At 72.2% G+C, this 15821-nt stretch carries 18 protein-coding genes and 1 pseudogene; 9 read left to right on the top strand and 10 right to left on the bottom strand.

The window, feature by feature from the left end; all coding sequences use genetic code 11:
* Positions 1–17: 17 nt before the first annotated feature.
* Positions 18–1421, bottom strand: a complete 1404-nt coding sequence (gene sthA / locus KBY32_RS07205) for a Si-specific NAD(P)(+) transhydrogenase (protein WP_055619755.1) — start codon at positions 1419–1421, stop codon at positions 18–20.
* Between the two features lie 92 nt (positions 1422–1513).
* Here sthA and KBY32_RS07200 point away from each other — a divergent pair, with 92 nt between their 5' ends.
* The gene (locus KBY32_RS07200; RefSeq protein ID WP_210979285.1) at positions 1514–2632 is read left to right on the top strand and encodes a sulfite oxidase; all 1119 of its coding nucleotides are present in this window, start codon (positions 1514–1516) and stop codon (positions 2630–2632) included.
* A gap of 83 nt (positions 2633–2715) precedes the next feature.
* Here KBY32_RS07200 and KBY32_RS07195 read toward each other — a convergent pair whose 3' ends face one another.
* Together KBY32_RS07195 and KBY32_RS07190 are read right to left on the bottom strand one after the other, a co-directional pair.
* Complete coding sequence (locus KBY32_RS07195; protein WP_055620155.1) at positions 2716–2922, bottom strand: hypothetical protein; 207 nt, start codon at positions 2920–2922, stop codon at positions 2716–2718.
* Positions 2923–3130: 208 nt separating this feature from the next.
* Positions 3131–4345: a glycoside hydrolase family 64 protein gene (locus tag KBY32_RS07190; protein ID WP_210979284.1), complete on the bottom strand. Its 1215-nt coding sequence runs from the start codon at positions 4343–4345 to the stop codon at positions 3131–3133.
* A gap of 367 nt (positions 4346–4712) precedes the next feature.
* On the opposite strand from KBY32_RS07190, the gene KBY32_RS07185 reads away from it, so the two are divergent.
* Complete coding sequence (locus tag KBY32_RS07185) at positions 4713–5609, top strand: GNAT family N-acetyltransferase (protein ID WP_210979283.1); 897 nt, start codon at positions 4713–4715, stop codon at positions 5607–5609.
* A gap of 11 nt (positions 5610–5620) precedes the next feature.
* Here KBY32_RS07185 and KBY32_RS07180 read toward each other — a convergent pair whose 3' ends face one another.
* Positions 5621–6529 (bottom strand): AraC family transcriptional regulator, encoded by a 909-nt coding sequence (locus tag KBY32_RS07180; protein WP_210979282.1) that lies wholly within the window; start codon positions 6527–6529, stop codon positions 5621–5623.
* A gap of 170 nt (positions 6530–6699) precedes the next feature.
* Between KBY32_RS07180 and KBY32_RS35640 the strand changes: the two are divergent.
* Positions 6700–6828, top strand: a pseudogene (locus tag KBY32_RS35640) (SDR family NAD(P)-dependent oxidoreductase); the annotation flags it as partial.
* A gap of 139 nt (positions 6829–6967) precedes the next feature.
* A complete protein-coding gene (locus KBY32_RS35635) occupies positions 6968–7456 on the top strand; it encodes an SDR family oxidoreductase (RefSeq protein ID WP_308293667.1) in 489 nt (162 codons plus the stop codon).
* 63 nt (positions 7457–7519) lie between these two features.
* Here KBY32_RS35635 and KBY32_RS07170 read toward each other — a convergent pair whose 3' ends face one another.
* Positions 7520–8407: a Gfo/Idh/MocA family protein gene (locus KBY32_RS07170; RefSeq protein ID WP_210979281.1), complete on the bottom strand. Its 888-nt coding sequence runs from the start codon at positions 8405–8407 to the stop codon at positions 7520–7522.
* Positions 8408–8639: 232 nt separating this feature from the next.
* Here KBY32_RS07170 and KBY32_RS07165 point away from each other — a divergent pair, with 232 nt between their 5' ends.
* The 3 genes from KBY32_RS07165 to KBY32_RS07155 all read left to right on the top strand — a co-directional run bounded on the left by KBY32_RS07165 (position 8640) and on the right by KBY32_RS07155 (position 11708).
* A complete protein-coding gene (locus tag KBY32_RS07165; protein WP_210979280.1) occupies positions 8640–9497 on the top strand; it encodes an aldo/keto reductase in 858 nt (285 codons plus the stop codon).
* Positions 9498–9603: 106 nt separating this feature from the next.
* Positions 9604–10872: a glycosyltransferase gene (locus KBY32_RS07160; RefSeq protein ID WP_210979279.1), complete on the top strand. Its 1269-nt coding sequence runs from the start codon at positions 9604–9606 to the stop codon at positions 10870–10872.
* The gene (locus KBY32_RS07155; RefSeq protein WP_210979278.1) at positions 10869–11708 is read left to right on the top strand and encodes a transferase; all 840 of its coding nucleotides are present in this window, start codon (positions 10869–10871) and stop codon (positions 11706–11708) included. The genes KBY32_RS07160 and KBY32_RS07155 overlap by 4 nt, the downstream gene beginning before the upstream one ends.
* A gap of 13 nt (positions 11709–11721) precedes the next feature.
* Here the strand turns inward: KBY32_RS07155 and KBY32_RS07150 are convergent, their stop codons facing one another.
* A complete protein-coding gene (locus tag KBY32_RS07150) occupies positions 11722–12069 on the bottom strand; it encodes a hypothetical protein (RefSeq protein ID WP_210979277.1) in 348 nt (115 codons plus the stop codon).
* Between the two features lie 73 nt (positions 12070–12142).
* On the bottom strand, positions 12143–13117 hold the full coding sequence (locus tag KBY32_RS07145) for a GlxA family transcriptional regulator (RefSeq protein WP_210979276.1): 975 nt from the start codon (positions 13115–13117) through the stop codon (positions 12143–12145).
* 192 nt (positions 13118–13309) lie between these two features.
* Here KBY32_RS07145 and KBY32_RS07140 point away from each other — a divergent pair, with 192 nt between their 5' ends.
* Entirely contained in the window at positions 13310–13771 is a 462-nt protein-coding gene (locus tag KBY32_RS07140; protein ID WP_115506545.1) for a DUF2269 family protein, read from the top strand.
* 136 nt (positions 13772–13907) lie between these two features.
* A complete protein-coding gene (locus KBY32_RS07135; RefSeq protein ID WP_055619767.1) occupies positions 13908–14123 on the top strand; it encodes a hypothetical protein in 216 nt (71 codons plus the stop codon).
* 10 nt (positions 14124–14133) lie between these two features.
* On the opposite strand, the gene tgmB is transcribed toward KBY32_RS07135, so the two are convergent.
* The 3 genes from tgmB to KBY32_RS07120 form a co-directional block, all read right to left on the bottom strand.
* The gene (gene tgmB / locus KBY32_RS07130; protein ID WP_055619768.1) at positions 14134–15108 is read right to left on the bottom strand and encodes an ATP-grasp ribosomal peptide maturase; all 975 of its coding nucleotides are present in this window, start codon (positions 15106–15108) and stop codon (positions 14134–14136) included.
* A gap of 16 nt (positions 15109–15124) precedes the next feature.
* Positions 15125–15316: a putative ATP-grasp-modified RiPP gene (gene tgmA, locus KBY32_RS07125; RefSeq protein ID WP_055619769.1), complete on the bottom strand. Its 192-nt coding sequence runs from the start codon at positions 15314–15316 to the stop codon at positions 15125–15127.
* Positions 15317–15399: 83 nt separating this feature from the next.
* Positions 15400–15729 carry a YkvA family protein gene (locus KBY32_RS07120; RefSeq protein WP_308293666.1) on the bottom strand — a complete coding sequence of 110 codons (330 nt, stop codon included), beginning with the start codon at positions 15727–15729 and terminating at the stop codon, positions 15400–15402.
* Positions 15730–15821: the final 92 nt, after the last annotated feature.

Below are 15821 nucleotides of genomic sequence, written 5' to 3'. Positions count from 1 at the left end.
CGGGCCGTTGAGGCCCCTCAGTCGACGATGTGGTCGATCTGCCGCAGCCGGTTCGTCGCGTCGAGGGCGGCCACCTTGTAGGACTCCGCGAGCGTCGGGTAGTTGAACACCGCGTCCACCAGATAGTCGACGGTCCCGCCGCACCCCATCACCGACTGGCCGATGTGGATGAGCTCGGTCGCGCCCGTCCCGAAGCAGTGCACCCCCAGCAGGGTGCGGTCCTCGGGGGAGACCAGCAGCTTCAGCATGCCGTGCGAGTCGCCGATGATCTGCCCGCGGGCCAGCTCGCGGTAGCGGGAGATGCCGACCTCGAACGGCACCCGGTCCTCCGTGAGCTGGTCCTCGGTCCGGCCGATGAAGCTGATCTCCGGGATGGTGTAGATCCCGATCGGCTGGAGGTGGTGCATCCGGCCGACGGGCTCCCCGCAGGCGTGGTAGGCCGCCGCCCGCCCCTGTTCCATCGAGGTGGCCGCCAGGGCCGGGAACCCGATGACGTCGCCGACGGCGTAGATGTGCGGCACCTCGGTGCGATAGTGCTCGTCCACCGTGATCCGGCCGCGGGGGTCCGCGCTCAGCCCCGCCTTGGCCAGGTCCAGTTCGTCCGTGAGGCCCTGCCGGCCCGCCGAGTACATCACGGCGTCGGCGGGGATCTTCTTGCCGCTCTCCAGGACGGTGAGCGTGCCGCGGGCGTGCCGCTCCACCGCGGCGACCGTCTCGCCGAACCGGAACGTCACCGCGAGGTCCCGCAGATGGTACTTGAGCGACTCGATCACCTCGACGTCGCACATGTCGAGCATCCCCGGGCGCTTCTCGACCACGGTGACCTTGCTGCCGAGCGCCGCGAACATCGACGCGTACTCCATGCCGATCACACCGGCCCCGACGATCACCATGGAGCGCGGGACCCGCTCCAGCGACAGGACGTTGTCCGAGTCCATGATCGTCTTGCCGTCGAACTCCACACTGGCGGGCCGCGCGGGCCGGGTGCCGGTGGCGATGACGATGTGCTCGGCGGTGAGCAGCCGTTCCTGGCCGGTGATCTCGCGCAGCGCGACCGTGTGCGGGTCGACGAAGCGGCCGACGCCGGCGTACAGGGCGACCTGGTTGCGGGAGAGCTGGCTGCGGATGACGTCGACCTCGCGGCCCACCACATGCCGGGTGCGCGAGGTCAGATCGGCGACCGTGATGTCGTCCTTCAGCCGGTAGCTCTGGCCGTACAGATCGCGCTGGGTGAGGCCGGTCAGATACAGCACGGCTTCGCGCATCGTCTTGGACGGGATGGTGCCGGTGTGGATGGAGACGCCGCCGACCATGTCGGGGCGGTCCACGACGGCGACGCGTCGGCCGAGCTTTGCGGCGGCGATGGCGGCCTTCTGGCCACCCGGTCCGGAACCTATGACGAGCATGTCGTAGTCGGGCACCTCAGGAGTCTGGCAGCCGGTGGGCCCGTTCCGGAAGGGTGAACGGGCAACCGTCCGCGCGGGCCACGGCGATCGCGCGGATAATGGCGGTCATGGGTCATCGACTCGCCGACGCGAGCGCACCGGCCCGGCTGGCCGCCCCCGGCGAGGGCATCGGCCCGGACGAGCTGGCGCTCGCCGCGCGCAACCACGGTCTGCCGCTGGAGACCCTGCGCCACGACGTCACCCCGCCCGGCCTGCACTACGTGCTCACGCACTACGACATCCCGCACGTCCCCGACGGCACCCCGTGGCGGCTGACCGTCGGCGGCCGGGTCCGCCGTCCGCTGAGCCTGACCCCGGCCGACCTCGCGACCTTCCCGCGGGTCACCACCCGGGTCACGCTGGAGTGCGCCGGCAACGGGCGGGCCCTGCTCAGCCCCCGCCCGGTCAGCCAGCCCTGGCTCGAGGGGGCCGTCGGCACCGCCGAGTGGACCGGCGTCCCGCTGCGGCTGCTGCTCGCCGAGGCGTCGGTACGGGACGGGGCCGTCGACGTCGTGTTCACCGGCGCCGACCACGGGGTGGAGCGCGGCGTCGAGCAGGACTACCAGCGGGCGCTGCCCCTGGAGGTGGCCACGGGCGACGACCCCGAGGTGCTGGTGGCGTACGCGATGAACGGCTCCCCGCTGCCTCCGCAGCACGGCCACCCGCTGCGCCTGGTCGTGCCCGGCTGGTACGGCATGGCCCACGTCAAGTGGCTGCGGGACGTCACCGTCGCCGACGAGCCGTTCACCGGGTTCCAGCAGACCGTCGCCTACCGGCTGCGGCAGCGGCCCGAGGAGGTGGGGGAGCCGGTCACCCGGATCGCCCCGCGCGCCCTGCTGGTCCCGCCCGGCTTCCCCGACTTCATGTCCCGCGCCCGGATGCTGCGCCCCGGCCCGGTGGCCCTGGAGGGACGGGCCTGGTCCGGATTCGCGCCCGTCACCCGTGTCGAGGTCAGCACCGACGCGGGCGCCTCCTGGCGGGAGGCGGAGCTGGGCCCGGAGGACGGGCACCGCTGGGCCTGGCGCCGCTGGCGGCACCCGTGGACCGCCACGCCCGGCACCTACGAGCTCGCCGCCCGGGCGACCGACGCCGACGGCCGCACCCAGCCCCTGGAACAGCCCTGGAACCGGGGCGGGTTCGCCAACAACGCGGTCCAGCGGGTGCCGGTCGTCTGCCTGGACGCATAGTCGGGGGCGCGCAGCGCGGGGGCCGCCTCGGGCGTCGGCTCCTGCCCGAGGCGGCCGTGCGGCTCTGGAAACGCGGGGGACTTCTAAGGCAGCAGCTTCTCCAGGGCGGAGGGCCCTTCCGCCTCGATCTTGCGCTTGGCCCATTCCAGGTTGCGCGCGTTGATGTCCTTGCCCGAGGCAAGCACGATGTCCTCGGGCGACACCTCGGTGCCGGTGCGGGCGTGGAGCAGGTCGTCCGGGGTGCAACGCTCCTCGGACGGCCCGGACGCTTCGGGCTGGGACGTCGGCATCATCTCTGCTCCCTCGGATCCGGGGATCTTCGGTTCGGGCCCGGTGCGGTCATCGGGTCTGCTAACCACCATTCATCGCCGGAGCGGCTCCTGCATCCGGAGGACCCCGCGGACCCGCCGCGGGACCGCTGCCCCGAGCCCTCGGGGTACCTCCGTGGGCGGGACGGAAACCCCGGCCGTCCCGCCCGCCACCTGCTGCCCGGACCCGTCAGGCGAACGGCGTGAGCGTCAGCGTCAGCCCGGTCGGCGCCGTGTCCTGGATGTACGAGGCGAAGTCGGCCACGTCGTCGAAGGCGAAGCCGTACGCCTTGCCGTCCTCGGTGGCCGCGTGCACGGCCTTGGCGTAGTGGTTGGTGAGATCGGTGCCGTAGAACTCGGCCGGGTCGGTCGTCGGCTGCGCCGGCTTGCTCAGCAGCGTCGAGCGGTTGAAACCGGCGCCGAGGATCGCCGCCACCGGCCCGGTGGTGCCGTCGTTCGGGGCGGCCAGCTTGCCGTCGCAGAACAGCACGTCCCGCGTCGACGGCTTGGCGAAGGACACCTGCGCCGGCCCGTCGAACGTGAAGCGGTCGCCACGCACCCGGCCGGTGAACGTGCCCGCGTTGGTGGTCACCTCGAGGTCCCGGCCGGTGTAGGTGCTCCACACCTCGTCGATGTACGGGGCGAAGTAGTCCTCGGCGAACAGCCCGGCGTCCAGGCCGTGGCCCGGGGCGATGACCCGGGTGTCGTCCACGACGAGCCGGGAGAACTCCTCCACCTTGCGGACCGCGTCGAAGACGGACGCGCGCCCGCCCGCCTTCAGCCTGCCCGTCGTCTGGTCCTTCGCACCGGTGAGCCGGATGCTCAGCGGCACGCTGAACATGTCGACCATGGTGGTGTTGCAGAACATCCCGGACGAGTTGAACGTGAACTCGGCACAGTCGTGCAGCACCGGGAAGTTCGGGTCCGAGGAGACCCAGCCGGCCGGGAACTGGAGCGCCGCGTCGCCGTTGCCGTCGGCGACGGCCTTGAACTTGAGCTTCTCGCCGAGCGCCACATAGATCCGGCCGGACATGTGGGGGAGGGACAGCCGGGTCTCACCGCTCCCGGAGAGGCTGATCGCGTAGTCCGTGAACCCGTCGCTGCCGTTGTCCGACAGGGCGATCGGCGCGAGGGTGCCGTCAGGGGTGAGGCGGACCTGGCGGCCGTCCTGGTTGCCGACGACGTAGATGTGCACGTTGGCGTTGTCGAACTCGCCGGTTTCGTTGACGATCGTCAGCGGCAGCGTGTCCGCCGCGGCCTTCGCCTTCTTCGCCGCACCGTCCTCGGACGTACCCGCGAGGGCGTACGGCGCCACGGTGGCGATGGCGGGGACGGCGACCGCCGCGCCGCCGAGGGCGAACAGGAGCCGGCGGCGGCCGAGGGGGCGCTGGTGTCGGGATGTCATGTGGGGGGTCTCCCGGGGTGGTCGAGCGGGTGCCTTGGACACGGCGGCCCTGGTGAGCGTTCTGAGAGCGCTCTCGGGACAGAGGAGTCGCGCCGCCGATGGGCCCCGATGGTACGCACGCCCCCATCAAGGGCCAACAGGTCCGCACAGCACCGAAATTGGGCTGACCTGCGGAAACAGCGATGGTCATGAAACATGCACGATCGTTTAATGCTTGCCTAAGGCGGCCTTAAGACGTGCCGATCGCTTGAGAGCGCTCCCGGAAGTGGGGTCCGGGGACAGGATGATCTGCGAAAAGACATGGACGGGGTGGACGGCCGCCACGTACCGTCCGGGGGCTTTCACCGTCCGCAACCCGGAGGACTTCATGACCGATCCGGTCATCCGCACGCTCACCGCCGACGACACCGCGCTCTTCGACGCCCACCCCGACCCGCTGTCCGCCGCAGAGGGGCATCGGGAGACGGTGTTCCGTGCCGAGTGGAAGAGGGTGGCCCTGCGCGACGGAGCCGTCGTCGCCCGCGGCGCCTGGTGGGGCGGCCCGGACGACGCGCAGCCGGTGAACATCAACTGGTTCGACGTCGCCGAGGGCGAGGAGGAGGCCGGCGCCGCGCTGCTGCGCTCGGCACCCTGGCAGGTCGAACTGGAGATCAATCTGCCCGGCGACTGGCGCGAGGATCCGGCTCTCAAGGCCGCTGCCGAGGCCCGCTTCGCCGCCGCTCGCGCCGCCGGCTACACCCTTCTCGTGGAGCGCTTCCAGTACCGCTGGACGCCCGACCTCGGACTGCCCGAGCGCCCGGGACGTCTGCGGTTCTCACCCGAAGCCGACGACGCCGTCTTCTTCGACGCCCTGCGCCGCATCCACTCCGCCACCTACGACGCGCACGCGCTGCGGGCCATCGAGGAGGGCGGCCTCGACAAGGCCGCTCAGGAGGAGCTGGACTTCTTCCACTGGTGCCCCTCGCCGCGCGAGTGGTGGCAGGTCGCCCACACCCCCGACGGCGAACTGGCCGGCATCCACATACCGGCGCACAACCCGTCCGGGCCGACCATCGGATTCATCGGCGTCGTCCCCGAACAGCGCGGCCACGGCTACGCCTACGACCTGCTCGCCGAGTGCACCCACCATCTCGTCGAGCACGGCGCCGAGCGTGTGACCGCCTCGACCGACCGGGGCAACGCCCCCATGGCCGTCCACTTCGCCAAGGCGGGCTTCCCCGTCGTCAAGGAGCGCGTCAACTTCAGCCCGCCCGCCGCGAACTGACGGGTCGTCGCTCACGACGGTACGCCCGTCCCGCCGCTCACCGTGTCCCGCAGGCGGGCGGCGTCCCGGCTCGGCGGCGTCCCGAACTGACGGCGGTACTCCCGGCTGAACTGCGAGGGGTTGTCGTAGCCGACGGTGCGGCCGACCCCGGTGACATCGCCGGGCCGGGTGGCGAGCAGCAGCCGGGCCTCCTGCAGACGGATCCGCTTCTGGAACTGGATGGGACTCATCGCCGTCACCGCCTGGAAGTTGCGGTAGAAGGCCGACGTGCTCATCCCGGACATCCGGGCCACGTCCTCGACCTGGAACGGCTCCGCGTAGTGCTCGCGGATCCAGCGCACCGCCCGTGAGACATGGCTCAGCCCGCTGTCGGCGAGGCCGAGTTGACGGACCGTCGCGCCCTGCTCGCCGGTGATCACCCGCCACAGGATCTCCCGCTTGATCAGCGGGGCGAGGACGGGGCGGTCACGCGGCTCGTCCAGCAGCCGCAGCAGCCGGACGACCGCGTCCAGCAGGGCGTCGGAGGCGGTGCTGACGGCGATCCCCGACGGTGTGCCCCCGCCGGTCCGCGCGCCCGTCCCCGGGCCGGCCTGGAGCAGCAGCTCCGCGACCGCCGAGGGCTCCAGCACCATGCCGAAGCCCAGCGCCGGATGATCGGGGTCGACCCGGACGAACTGGCCGGTGACCGGCAGGTCCACGGAGGCGACCAGGTACTCGCCGGGGCCGTACTCGAAGAGGCGGTCCCCCAGGGAGAGCCGTTTGGCGCCCTGGGCGATGACCGCGAGGACGGTCCCCGTCATCTCGGGGACCGGGGGCTCGGACCGGTCCACGCGCGCGATGTGGACGCCCTCGATCGCGGTCGTCCAGTCGGGCCGCACATGCCGGGCCAGCAGCGCTCTCAGCTCTTCCAGAAGGTCCATACGCCCATTGCAGCACCGCGCCGGGCCTCCGTTCCCGTACACGGGAGGATCGTGCAGGTCCGCGAGAGGATCGGTCTAACGTTTGTGCAGGTCAGAGGCTTTGAATGGAGGCATCGAGGTTGTTCCGGTGAAAGCCGGGACCACACCAGCGGACCATTGGGAGAGACGTCATGAAGGTCGCCATCGTCACCGGGGCCAGCTCCGGCATCGGACAGAGCGCCGCCGTCGAGATCGCCCGCCGTGGCGTCGGGGTCATCCTGACCTACGGCCGGAACAAGGAGGGCGGCCTGGAGACCGTCGCCGCCATCGAGAAGGAGGGCGGCACCGCCGTCGCCCTGCCGCTGGACGTCGGCGACAGCGGGCACCTTCCCGGCGTTCCGCGACGCGGTCGTCGCCGCCCTGCGGGACACCTGGCAGCGGGACACCTTCGACCACCTGGTGAACAACGCCGGCATCGCCCACACCGCGATGTTCGAGGACACCACCGAGGACGACTTCGACCGGCTGATGCGGGTCCTTCTCAAGGGCCCCTACTTCCTGACCCAGACGCTGCTCCCGCTGCTCGCGGACGGCGGATCCGTCGTCAACACCAGCAGCAACGTCACCTCGTCCGGACTGCAGCCCGGCTACTCCGCCTACGCCGCCGTCAAGGGCGGGCTGGACGTCCTGACCCGGGCCCTGGCCAAGGAGTTCAGCCCGCGCGGCATCCGGGTCAACGGCGTCGCGCCGGGCGCCACCCGCACCCGGCTCGGCGACGACGCCTTCACCAAGTTCCCGGAGATCATCCCGGCGCTCGCCGAGCGCACCGCCCTCGGCCGGGTCGGGGAGCCCGACGACATCGGCGCGATGATCGCCACCCTCGTCTCCGACGAGAGCCGCTGGGTCACCGCCCAGACCATCGAGGTGTCCGGGGGCTACAACCTGTAGGCGCCGCGGGGCCGCCGGTCGTGACCACACGACACCGGCGGCCCGCTCGGCGGCGGCCCGCCGTCACTCTTCGGCGCCCAGCCGGCTCTCCGCGTCCGCCAGGATCTCCGTGACGCGCAGGCCGAACCGGGCGTCGCAGGCGTGCGGGTTCCCCGTGCGCACCGCGTCCAGCAGGGCGTCCGCCGCCCGGCCGAGCGCGTCCACGGCGGTGGCGGTGCTCTCCGGGAACAGCGCCACCCCGGCCGTGCCCCGCAGCTCCACCGTGGCGCCGGCCGCCGCCGGAGGCGCCGTGAGACTCAGGGTGAGCGTGCTGGACGCGCCGCCCGTGTGCTCCAGGACCAGATGGACCGTGTCGCCGGGGCCGTGCGCGGCCGCCGCGACCCGCCGGGCGTCGCCCAGGACCGGCAGCAGCACCGACAGGGCGTGCGGGCCGACGTCCCACAGGGCGCCCTTGTCCCGCCGCCACGGCGAGTCCGCGAACGGGCTGCCCTCGCCGCTGAACACCGCGCCGAGCCACTCGGCCCGCCCCGTGAACCAGCCGTCCGTGGCGGCCTGCCGGGCGATCCATTCCTCCGTCTCCGGCTGGAACCGCGCCGTGAAGAACACCACCGAGGACACCCCGGTCTCCTCGGTGGCCGCGACGACGGCCCGCGCCTGCTCCACCGTCGGCGCGAGCGGCTTGTCCAGCAGCAGATGGCGGCCCGCCCGCGCGGCCCGCGCCGCCAGCTCCGCCTGGATGGCCGGCGGCAGCGCCACCGCCACCGCGTCCACGTCGGCGATCAGCGCGTCGACGTCGTCGTAGGCGCGGACGCCGTGGGCGTCGGCGAGTTCCTTCGTGGGAGCCGTACGACGGCCCCACACCCCGACGAAGTCCAGCTCGCCGTGTGCGCTCAGGGCCGGGGCGTGGGCCATCTGGGCCCACGGGCCGGTGCCGAGCAGTCCGATGCGCATGCCGCCGCCTCTCACAGTGCCGAAAAGACCGGGTGAGCGTGCCACACCGACCCGGGCGCCGCGCAAGCGGCCCGTTTCCCGGCCACCGTGCTGGGGACCCGCAGGGCGATTCAGCGGCGCCGTCGCTGAATGCGTTCTCTTTCTTCTATTGGACCTCGCGCGGCCCGACGGTCAGGCTGGTGGGGCCCGGGAGCGTTCACCACCGCGCGACAGCCAGAGAGGTCACGAACCCATGCACACCCGCCGTATCGGGGACGTCGAGGTCAGCGCCATCGGACTGGGCGGAATGCCCATGTCCATCGAGGGACGCCCGGACGAGGAGCGGTCCCTCGCCACGCTGCACGCCGCGCTGGACGCGGGCGTCACCCTCATCGACACGGCCGACGCGTATCACCGCGACGCCGACGAGGTCGGCCACAACGAGACCCTGATAGCCAAGGCCCTCGCCTCCCACGACCGGGGCAAGGACGTCCTGGTCGCCACGAAGGGCGGCCATCTGCGCCCCGGCGACGGCAGTTGGACGCTCGACGGCAGCCCCCGGCACCTCAAGGAGGCCTGCGAGGCGTCCCTGCGCCGGCTCGGCGTCGAGGCCATCGGCCTCTACCAGTTCCACCGCCCCGACCCGAAGGTGCCGTACGCCGAGTCCGTCGGAGCCGTCCGCGAACTGCTCGACGAGGGCAAGATCCGTATGGCCGGCATCTCCAACGCGAACCCCGACCAGATCCGGGAGGCCGACGAGATCCTCGACGGCCGGCTGGTCTCCGTGCAGAACCAGTTCTCCCCGGCGTTCCGCTCCAGCGAGCCCGAACTGCGCCTGTGCGACGAGCGCGGTATCGCGTTCCTGCCGTGGAGCCCGCTCGGCGGCATCTCCAAGGCCCGTGAACTCGGCTCCGCCTACGCCCCGTTCGCCCGGGTCGCCGAGGCGCACGGGGTGAGCCCGCAGCAGGTCTGCCTGGCCTGGATGCTCGCCAAGTCCCCGGTGGTCGTGCCGATCCCGGGCTCCAGCAGGCCCGAGACCATCCGCGACTCCCTCGCCGCCGTCGAACTGCGGCTCACCGACGAGGAGTTCGCCGAGCTCGACGCCGTGTGACCCGTCGCCCCCTTCCCGTGGCCCGGCAGGGCGAGCGCAGAGTGACTGAGACAACAGTGCGATAACGCAGGGCAACTGACAGGCCCCCGGCACGGTCTAGTCCACCATGAAGATCTCTTTCCTGCTGCACAACGCCTACGGGATAGGGGGCACGATCACCACCACCTTCAACCTGGCCCAGGCACTCGCAGACCGGCACGAAGTGGAGATCGTCTCGGTGCTGCGGCACCGGGAACGCCCCAACCACACCCTGGACCCCCGTGTGGCGCTGCGCCCGCTGGTGGACCTGCGGCAGGAGAAGGACCACCCCCTGCACCAGCGGCCGGCCAAGGTCTTCCCCGTCGCCGAGTACCGGTACCACCAGTACAGCGAGCTGACGGACCGGCGGATCGGCGAGGCCCTGGCCGCCACCGACGCCGAGGTCGTCATCGGCACCCGCCCCGGCCTCAACGTCCACCTGGCACGGCAGGCACCCGAGCACGTCCTGCGCGTCGGGCAGGAGCACCTCACCCTCGACAACCACCCGCCTCGGCTGCGCACCGCACTGCGCCGCGCCTACCGCCGGCTCGACGTGCTCACCACCGTCACCGAGGCCGACGCCGCCGCCTACCGGCGCAAGATGCGGCTGCCGGGCGTCTGGGTGGAGGCGCTGCCCAACAGTGTGCCCGACCCCGCGCTGCCCGCCGCGGACGGCACCGCCAAGGTGATCGTCGCGGCCGGACGGCTCGTCCCCGTCAAGCGCTACGACCTGCTCATCGAGGCGTTCGCGACGGTCGCCGCCGCCCATCCGGACTGGCAGCTGCGCATCTACGGCAAGGGCGAGGAGCACACCCGGCTGCGCCGGCTCATCGAACGGCTCGGACTCAGTGACAACGCTTTACTGATGGGTGCCGCCGCGCCGATGGAGGCGGAGTGGGTCAAGGGCTCGATCGGGGCCACCGCCGCCAACTTCGAGCCCTTCGGCATGACCATCGTCGAGGCCATGCGCTGCGGACTGCCCGTCGTCAGCACCGACTGCCCGTACGGCCCCGCCGAGATCATCGAGGACGGCGCCGACGGACGGCTCGTCCCCGTCGGCGACCGCGACGCCCTGGCCGCCGCGCTGCTCGACCTCGTGCGCGACGACGATCTGCGCCGCCGTATGGGCCGTACCGCCCTGGACAACGCGCGCCGCTTCGGACCCGTCCCCGTGGTCGAGCAGGCCGAGCGCCTGATCGAGGCGGCGGCGACGGCCCGCAGAACCGGCCGGCCCCCGGCGCCACCGGAACCGGCACGGCTGCGCCGGGCCCTGGCCGGACACGGCTTCGCCGCCCGGGACGCCGCCTACGCCGCGGCCTCCGCCGCACGCCGCACGATCCGCGGAGGCAAGCGATGAACACGCAGACGGCATCCACCACATCGCCCGCCATCGCCTGCACGGCCGACGCGGACGGCCGGATCACCTTCCATCTCGCCCCGCCCGACCCGGCGGCCTTCCCGTCCCCCCGGCTGCTGCTGCGCCTGCGCCCCGGAAAGGGACAGCCCGAGAAGACCCTCCGGGAACTCGACCTCACCACCGGCGGCGACGGACGGCTGACCGCCGTCCTCGACCCGCCGCCCGACCTGCCCGAGGGACGCTGGGACCTCTACCTGCTGACCGAACCGGACGGCGAGCGCGTGCGGGCACGCCCCGGTCTGCGCGACCTGCGGGTCCTCGTGGCCGGGCACCTCCGCGACCGGCCGTCACCGGTGGCCGTCCGCATCCCCTACGTCACCAAGGACGGGTATCTCGCGCTGCGCACCTGGCTGCGCGAGGCCCACGCAGAGGTCGCCGGCATCGACGTCACCGACCGGTCCACCACCGTCCGGGCCCGGCTGCACGGCGCCTCGCTCACCGAAGGGGCCTCCGTGCTGCTGCGCCTGCGCGGCGGCAAGGGCGTCGAGCGGACCGTCGACCCACAGCCCGGCACCGACGGCCGCGACCTCGCCGTCACGATCGACCACGCGGACCTGCTCGCCGAGGGCGGGACCGGCGACCGGGTCTGGGACGTCTTCGTCCGGCCCGGGTCCGGGGAGGACACCGCCGTGGTCCGCGTCGGCAGACTGCTCGACGACGTGGCGGACCGCAAGGAGATCTACGTGTATCCCGCCGCCACGGTGGGGGAGTTCGCGGTGCGCCCCTACTACACGGTCGACAACGACCTGGCGGTCGAGGTGCTGCGGCGGACCTGAGCGGACCCGCCGGTCAGGCGGCGCTGCTGCGGTGGGGCGACCGGTGACGGCAGGTCAGATCGTGCTCGCTGCCGAGGCTGGTCCACCACCGCTCGCAGCACGCCGCGTCGAGCTCGGCCCGCACGATCGCCTCGGCCGCTTCACCGCCCCGCCCGGCCCTCGCGGACAACTCCCTCAGCTGCTGGTCCTGTTCACCGATCACCGTCTCGCGTACGACGGCGATCACCGGCACCAGGCTGGCGGCGGCGAACAGGCACGCCGCCCACACCGGGCCGTACCGGATCTCCAGCACCGTGATCCAGGCGAGCCCGGCGCTCGTGGCCAGGTAGAGGAGGCAGAGGAGGCGGCTGGAACAGTTCATGGCGTTCACCGTCCTTGGGGGAGGATCGATACCTCTTGCCCAACTGTCGGCGGGCCATTCGGACTCGGGTGATTTATCCCACCGTTACCGAAGACGCCTGAGAGACCGTTCTTCCCTGAAAGGCGGAGTGATACGCGTACGGCGTGGTGCCGACCACCCGGCGGAAGCGCTCGCGGAACGCCGTCGGCGAGCCGAACCCGGCCTGCCGGGCGATGCGTTCGACCGTATGGTCGCTGTTCTCCAGCAGATACTGGGCCCTGCGCACCCGCGCCCGCAGCAGCCACTGCAGCGGAGTCGTCCCGGTCTGCTCACGGAAGCGACGGCCGAAGGTGCGTTCGCTCATCCCGGCGCGCTCCGCCATCGCGGCGACGGTCACCTCACCGGCCAGATTGTCCTCGATCCACTCCAGTACCGGTTCGAGCACCGAACCGCGGGGCACCGGGGGGTTCTCGTGCACGATGAACTGCGCCTGCCCGCCCTCCCGTTCGAGCGGAACCACGGACATCCGGGCGCAGTGCGCGGCCACCGCCGAGCCCAGGTCACCGCGGATCATGTGCAGGCACATGTCCAGCCCGGCGGCGGCCCCGGCCGAGGTGAGGACGGAGCCGTTGTCCACGTAGAGCACATCCGGCTCCACCTTCACGGCGGGGAAGCGCCGGGCCAGCTCGTCGGTGGCCATCCAGTGGGTGGTCGCGCGCAACCCGTCCAGCAGTCCGGCCTCGGCCAGCACGAAGGCGCCCGTGCACACGGAGGCGATCCGGGTGCCGGCCCGCGCCGCCTCGCGCAGCGCCGCCACGACCGCGTCCGAGGGCGGCCCGGAGTGGTCGCAGCCCGGTACGACGACGGTGTCCGCGTCCGCCAGCCCGTCGAGCCCCCGGTCGATCCGCAGGCCGAAGCCCTCCGTCCGCACCTCCGGCCGCTCGGCGCACAGCCGCACCCGGTAGGGACGGTGTCCGTCCGGCAGCCGGGCCCAGCTGAACAACTGGAAGGGCGCCGCCAGATCGAACGGCACCACGTCGTCGAGGACCAGGATCGCCACGGTATGCATGGACGCCACCCTAGGCAGGTTCCCGCCACGTGAGGAAACCCCGGTCGCACGCCAGGGGACTCGGACAACGGCAGGTGGAACCGGTTGGCGGGAATCCGTGGACACCTGTCGTTTCCGCCGCTGTGCGCGGCCGGGGACGATCTCTAGCGTGGGCGCTGCCATCAGCTGCCCACCCCGAGGACCCCGTTCCCCATGACGAAGTTCCTGCTCACCCTGCACGTCCTGGCCGCCATCCTGGCCGTCGGGCCCGTCACCGTGGCCGCCAGCATGTTCCCGCCCGCCGCGCGGCGCGTCCCGGCGGCGGACGGCGCGGTCGAGGTGGGCACGGTCCGGCTGCTGCACCGCATCTGCCGGGCGTACGCGGCCCTCGGGGTGTCGGTGCCGGTGCTCGGTCTCGCCACCGCGCTGGCCATGGGGGTGCTCGGCAGCGGCTGGCTGATCGCGTCGATCGCGCTGACCGCGGCCGCCGCCGGTCTTCTCGTCGCGTTCGTCCTGCCCCGCCAGGAGGAACTGCTGGAGGACTTGGACGCGGGGCGGACCGTCGACCGTCCCGCGACGGTCCGGCTCGCCATGTTCACCGGGATCTTCAACCTGCTGTGGGCCACCGTCACCGTCCTGATGATCGTCCGGCCGGGCTCCACCACGGGAGCCTGAGTCCCGGCACATAGCACCGGTTCGTCGCCCGTCAAGCGCTCTGGCAGAATTCGTACTTCAGTGTGCGTCGGCGCCTAGACTTCACAGCCGTGCCCAAAATGCACACAGGGCCACGACAGGAAAGGCGCGTTGACGGGTGTTCCAGGATTCCCCCATCTACGACCGGCTCATCGCGGAGCGCGGCGACATCCCCATGCAGGTGCGCAGGGAGGCGGAACGCGTGAGCCGGGACCTGGAGTTCGTCCTCGAGCCGCTCCGCTCCCCCTCCCGCCCGCCGGCGTCCATGGGCCAGGCCGCGCCGGCCCCGGCGTGGCAGCGCGCCGCGCTCCCGCCGGGGCCGCCCCCGCTCTGATCCCGGCCGGTCAGACCATCGTCGCGTCGGTGTCGTCGGTGTGCGCGGACCGCCCCGTCGCCGGGGCGGCGAGCCACTCGGCGATGGTCCGGGCGATCGGCTGACCGGTGTCCACCTCGATGAACCCGAACTGGCCGGACTGGTTGCACTCCAGGAACCACCAGATCCCGTCGGCGTCCTCGGCGAAGTCGAAGGCCCCGTAGGCGAGTCCGGCCTGCCGGAGGTAGGACCGGACGGCCTCGGCGACCCGCGGGCGCACCTCGACGGGCTCCCACGGGCTGTCCGACTGCGCGAACCGGACGTCGACCTCGGCGTCGGCGCCGGTCGGCTTACGGGCCGCCAGCAACCGCCCGCCGACCGCGGTCAGCCGGATGTCGGCGCGCTTGACGATCCGCCGCTGCAGCAGCGTCGGCCCGAACGCCACGGCGGAGAAGTCCGCGTCCGGGGCCACCCTGCTCGTCGGCACCGCACGCGGCGGGTCCTGCGGGTGCGCGCCCGACACCGGCTTCACCACGAGATCCGGGTGCCGCGCGGCGAACTCCCGCGCCGCCTGCGGAAAGGTGGTGATCAGCGTGGCGGGCACGGGCAGCCCGCAGCGCTGGGCGAGCCGCAACTGCCACGGCTTGTAGCGGGCCCGGCGGGCCGCGTCCGGATGGTTCATCCAGCGCAGATCACCGGCCCGCAGCATGCCGTAGAGGGCCTGCCCGGCCTCCTCCGTGAGCCAGGGCGAGGGCGCGGCGGCCCGCGCCGCCGCGCTGCCCGGCCGGCGCACCCACACCGACCGCAGGCCGCTCAGGGTCACCATCCGCCCACCCGACGACAGATGCCCGTGGAAGGCGCCGTACGCGTACTCGCCGGACAGGGCGACACCGCCGGTCAGGTCGGCGGGATCGAGCCGGACCACCGGGACACCGGTGGCGTGCAGATGCACGACCACCATGTCCGCCGTCACGTCCTCTTCGTTGGTCAGAATCAAGACGGTCATCTTCGGCGGCCTGTGTTCAGTCGTCGAAGTGGGTCTTGGATCCCGCCGTGGACGTCGTGGTGCCCAACTCCCGCAAGAGCGCGTGGTCGCGGGCGGCTATGCGCCCGTCACGCAGCACGTTCAACTGCAGACCGGAGTCGTAGACGTACACAGCGGTGATCTCCAACTCCGCTGCCGGCCGTGCGTAGTTGAGCGCGAACGGTTGCATCGTCTCTCCCTCACAGGTGCTGCTCCGATCGAGCCTGGCCACCCAGCGCGTCACGCTGCCCGACGACGCCCTGCGGTATCCACTTACTTAAACGAATCGAACGAGTGGTTGGTTTCCTTACTTTCCGTGACCAACGGCGTCCGGCGTCCCGACCCGGGCGAACGGCGCAGCGTGCGCAGTGCCAGCAAGAGCACGCCGATGTCGTCCAGATACACGGGATCGGGCATCAGATCGGTGGGCAGGACGAAGTACAGGACGGCCCCCCAGAAGACCCAGCGGGGGCCGGTCGGCAGCCCGGCGCGGCGCATCGCCCGCCGGGTGCGCACCAGACGCGTCAGGACCGTGAAGGCCGCGACGAACAGGACGACGGCCAGGACCGCCACCACGGCGATCCACGGGGTGCTCGGCTCCACGGATCCTCCTCCCGGCGGTGGCGCACGCCACACGCTCCGCAGGTCGGATTCCCCCTCGCGCCCCGCACATGGCATGACGGGGGTCACCCGGC

The sequence above is a fragment of the Streptomyces sp. RK62 genome, from assembly GCF_018070255.1.
Taxonomy (GTDB): domain Bacteria; phylum Actinomycetota; class Actinomycetes; order Streptomycetales; family Streptomycetaceae; genus Streptomyces; species Streptomyces nigra.
The sequence above is the reverse complement of the archived record's forward strand: the minus strand, read 5'-3'. Positions and strand labels throughout refer to the sequence as shown.

Bases quoted from the DNA above. Each gene is read 5' to 3' on its own strand.
- KBY32_RS07185 (WP_210979283.1), top strand. From the start codon at position 4,713: ATGACCGATCCGGTCATCCGCACGCTCACCGCCGACGACACCGCGCTC.
- KBY32_RS07195 (WP_055620155.1), bottom strand. From the start codon at position 2,922: ATGCCGACGTCCCAGCCCGAAGCGTCCGGGCCGTCCGAGGAGCGTTGC.
- KBY32_RS07180 (WP_210979282.1), bottom strand. From the start codon at position 6,529: ATGGACCTTCTGGAAGAGCTGAGAGCGCTGCTGGCCCGGCATGTGCGG.
- KBY32_RS07155 (WP_210979278.1), top strand. From the start codon at position 10,869: ATGAACACGCAGACGGCATCCACCACATCGCCCGCCATCGCCTGCACG.
- KBY32_RS07150 (WP_210979277.1), bottom strand. From the start codon at position 12,069: ATGAACTGTTCCAGCCGCCTCCTCTGCCTCCTCTACCTGGCCACGAGC.
- KBY32_RS07170 (WP_210979281.1), bottom strand. From the start codon at position 8,407: ATGCGCATCGGACTGCTCGGCACCGGCCCGTGGGCCCAGATGGCCCAC.
- tgmB (WP_055619768.1), bottom strand. From the start codon at position 15,108: ATGACCGTCTTGATTCTGACCAACGAAGAGGACGTGACGGCGGACATG.
- KBY32_RS07190 (WP_210979284.1), bottom strand. From the start codon at position 4,345: ATGACATCCCGACACCAGCGCCCCCTCGGCCGCCGCCGGCTCCTGTTC.
- KBY32_RS07165 (WP_210979280.1), top strand. From the start codon at position 8,640: ATGCACACCCGCCGTATCGGGGACGTCGAGGTCAGCGCCATCGGACTG.
- KBY32_RS07145 (WP_210979276.1), bottom strand. From the start codon at position 13,117: ATGCATACCGTGGCGATCCTGGTCCTCGACGACGTGGTGCCGTTCGAT.
- KBY32_RS07200 (WP_210979285.1), top strand. From the start codon at position 1,514: ATGGGTCATCGACTCGCCGACGCGAGCGCACCGGCCCGGCTGGCCGCC.
- tgmA (WP_055619769.1), bottom strand. From the start codon at position 15,316: ATGCAACCGTTCGCGCTCAACTACGCACGGCCGGCAGCGGAGTTGGAG.
- KBY32_RS07140 (WP_115506545.1), top strand. From the start codon at position 13,310: ATGACGAAGTTCCTGCTCACCCTGCACGTCCTGGCCGCCATCCTGGCC.
- KBY32_RS07160 (WP_210979279.1), top strand. From the start codon at position 9,604: ATGAAGATCTCTTTCCTGCTGCACAACGCCTACGGGATAGGGGGCACG.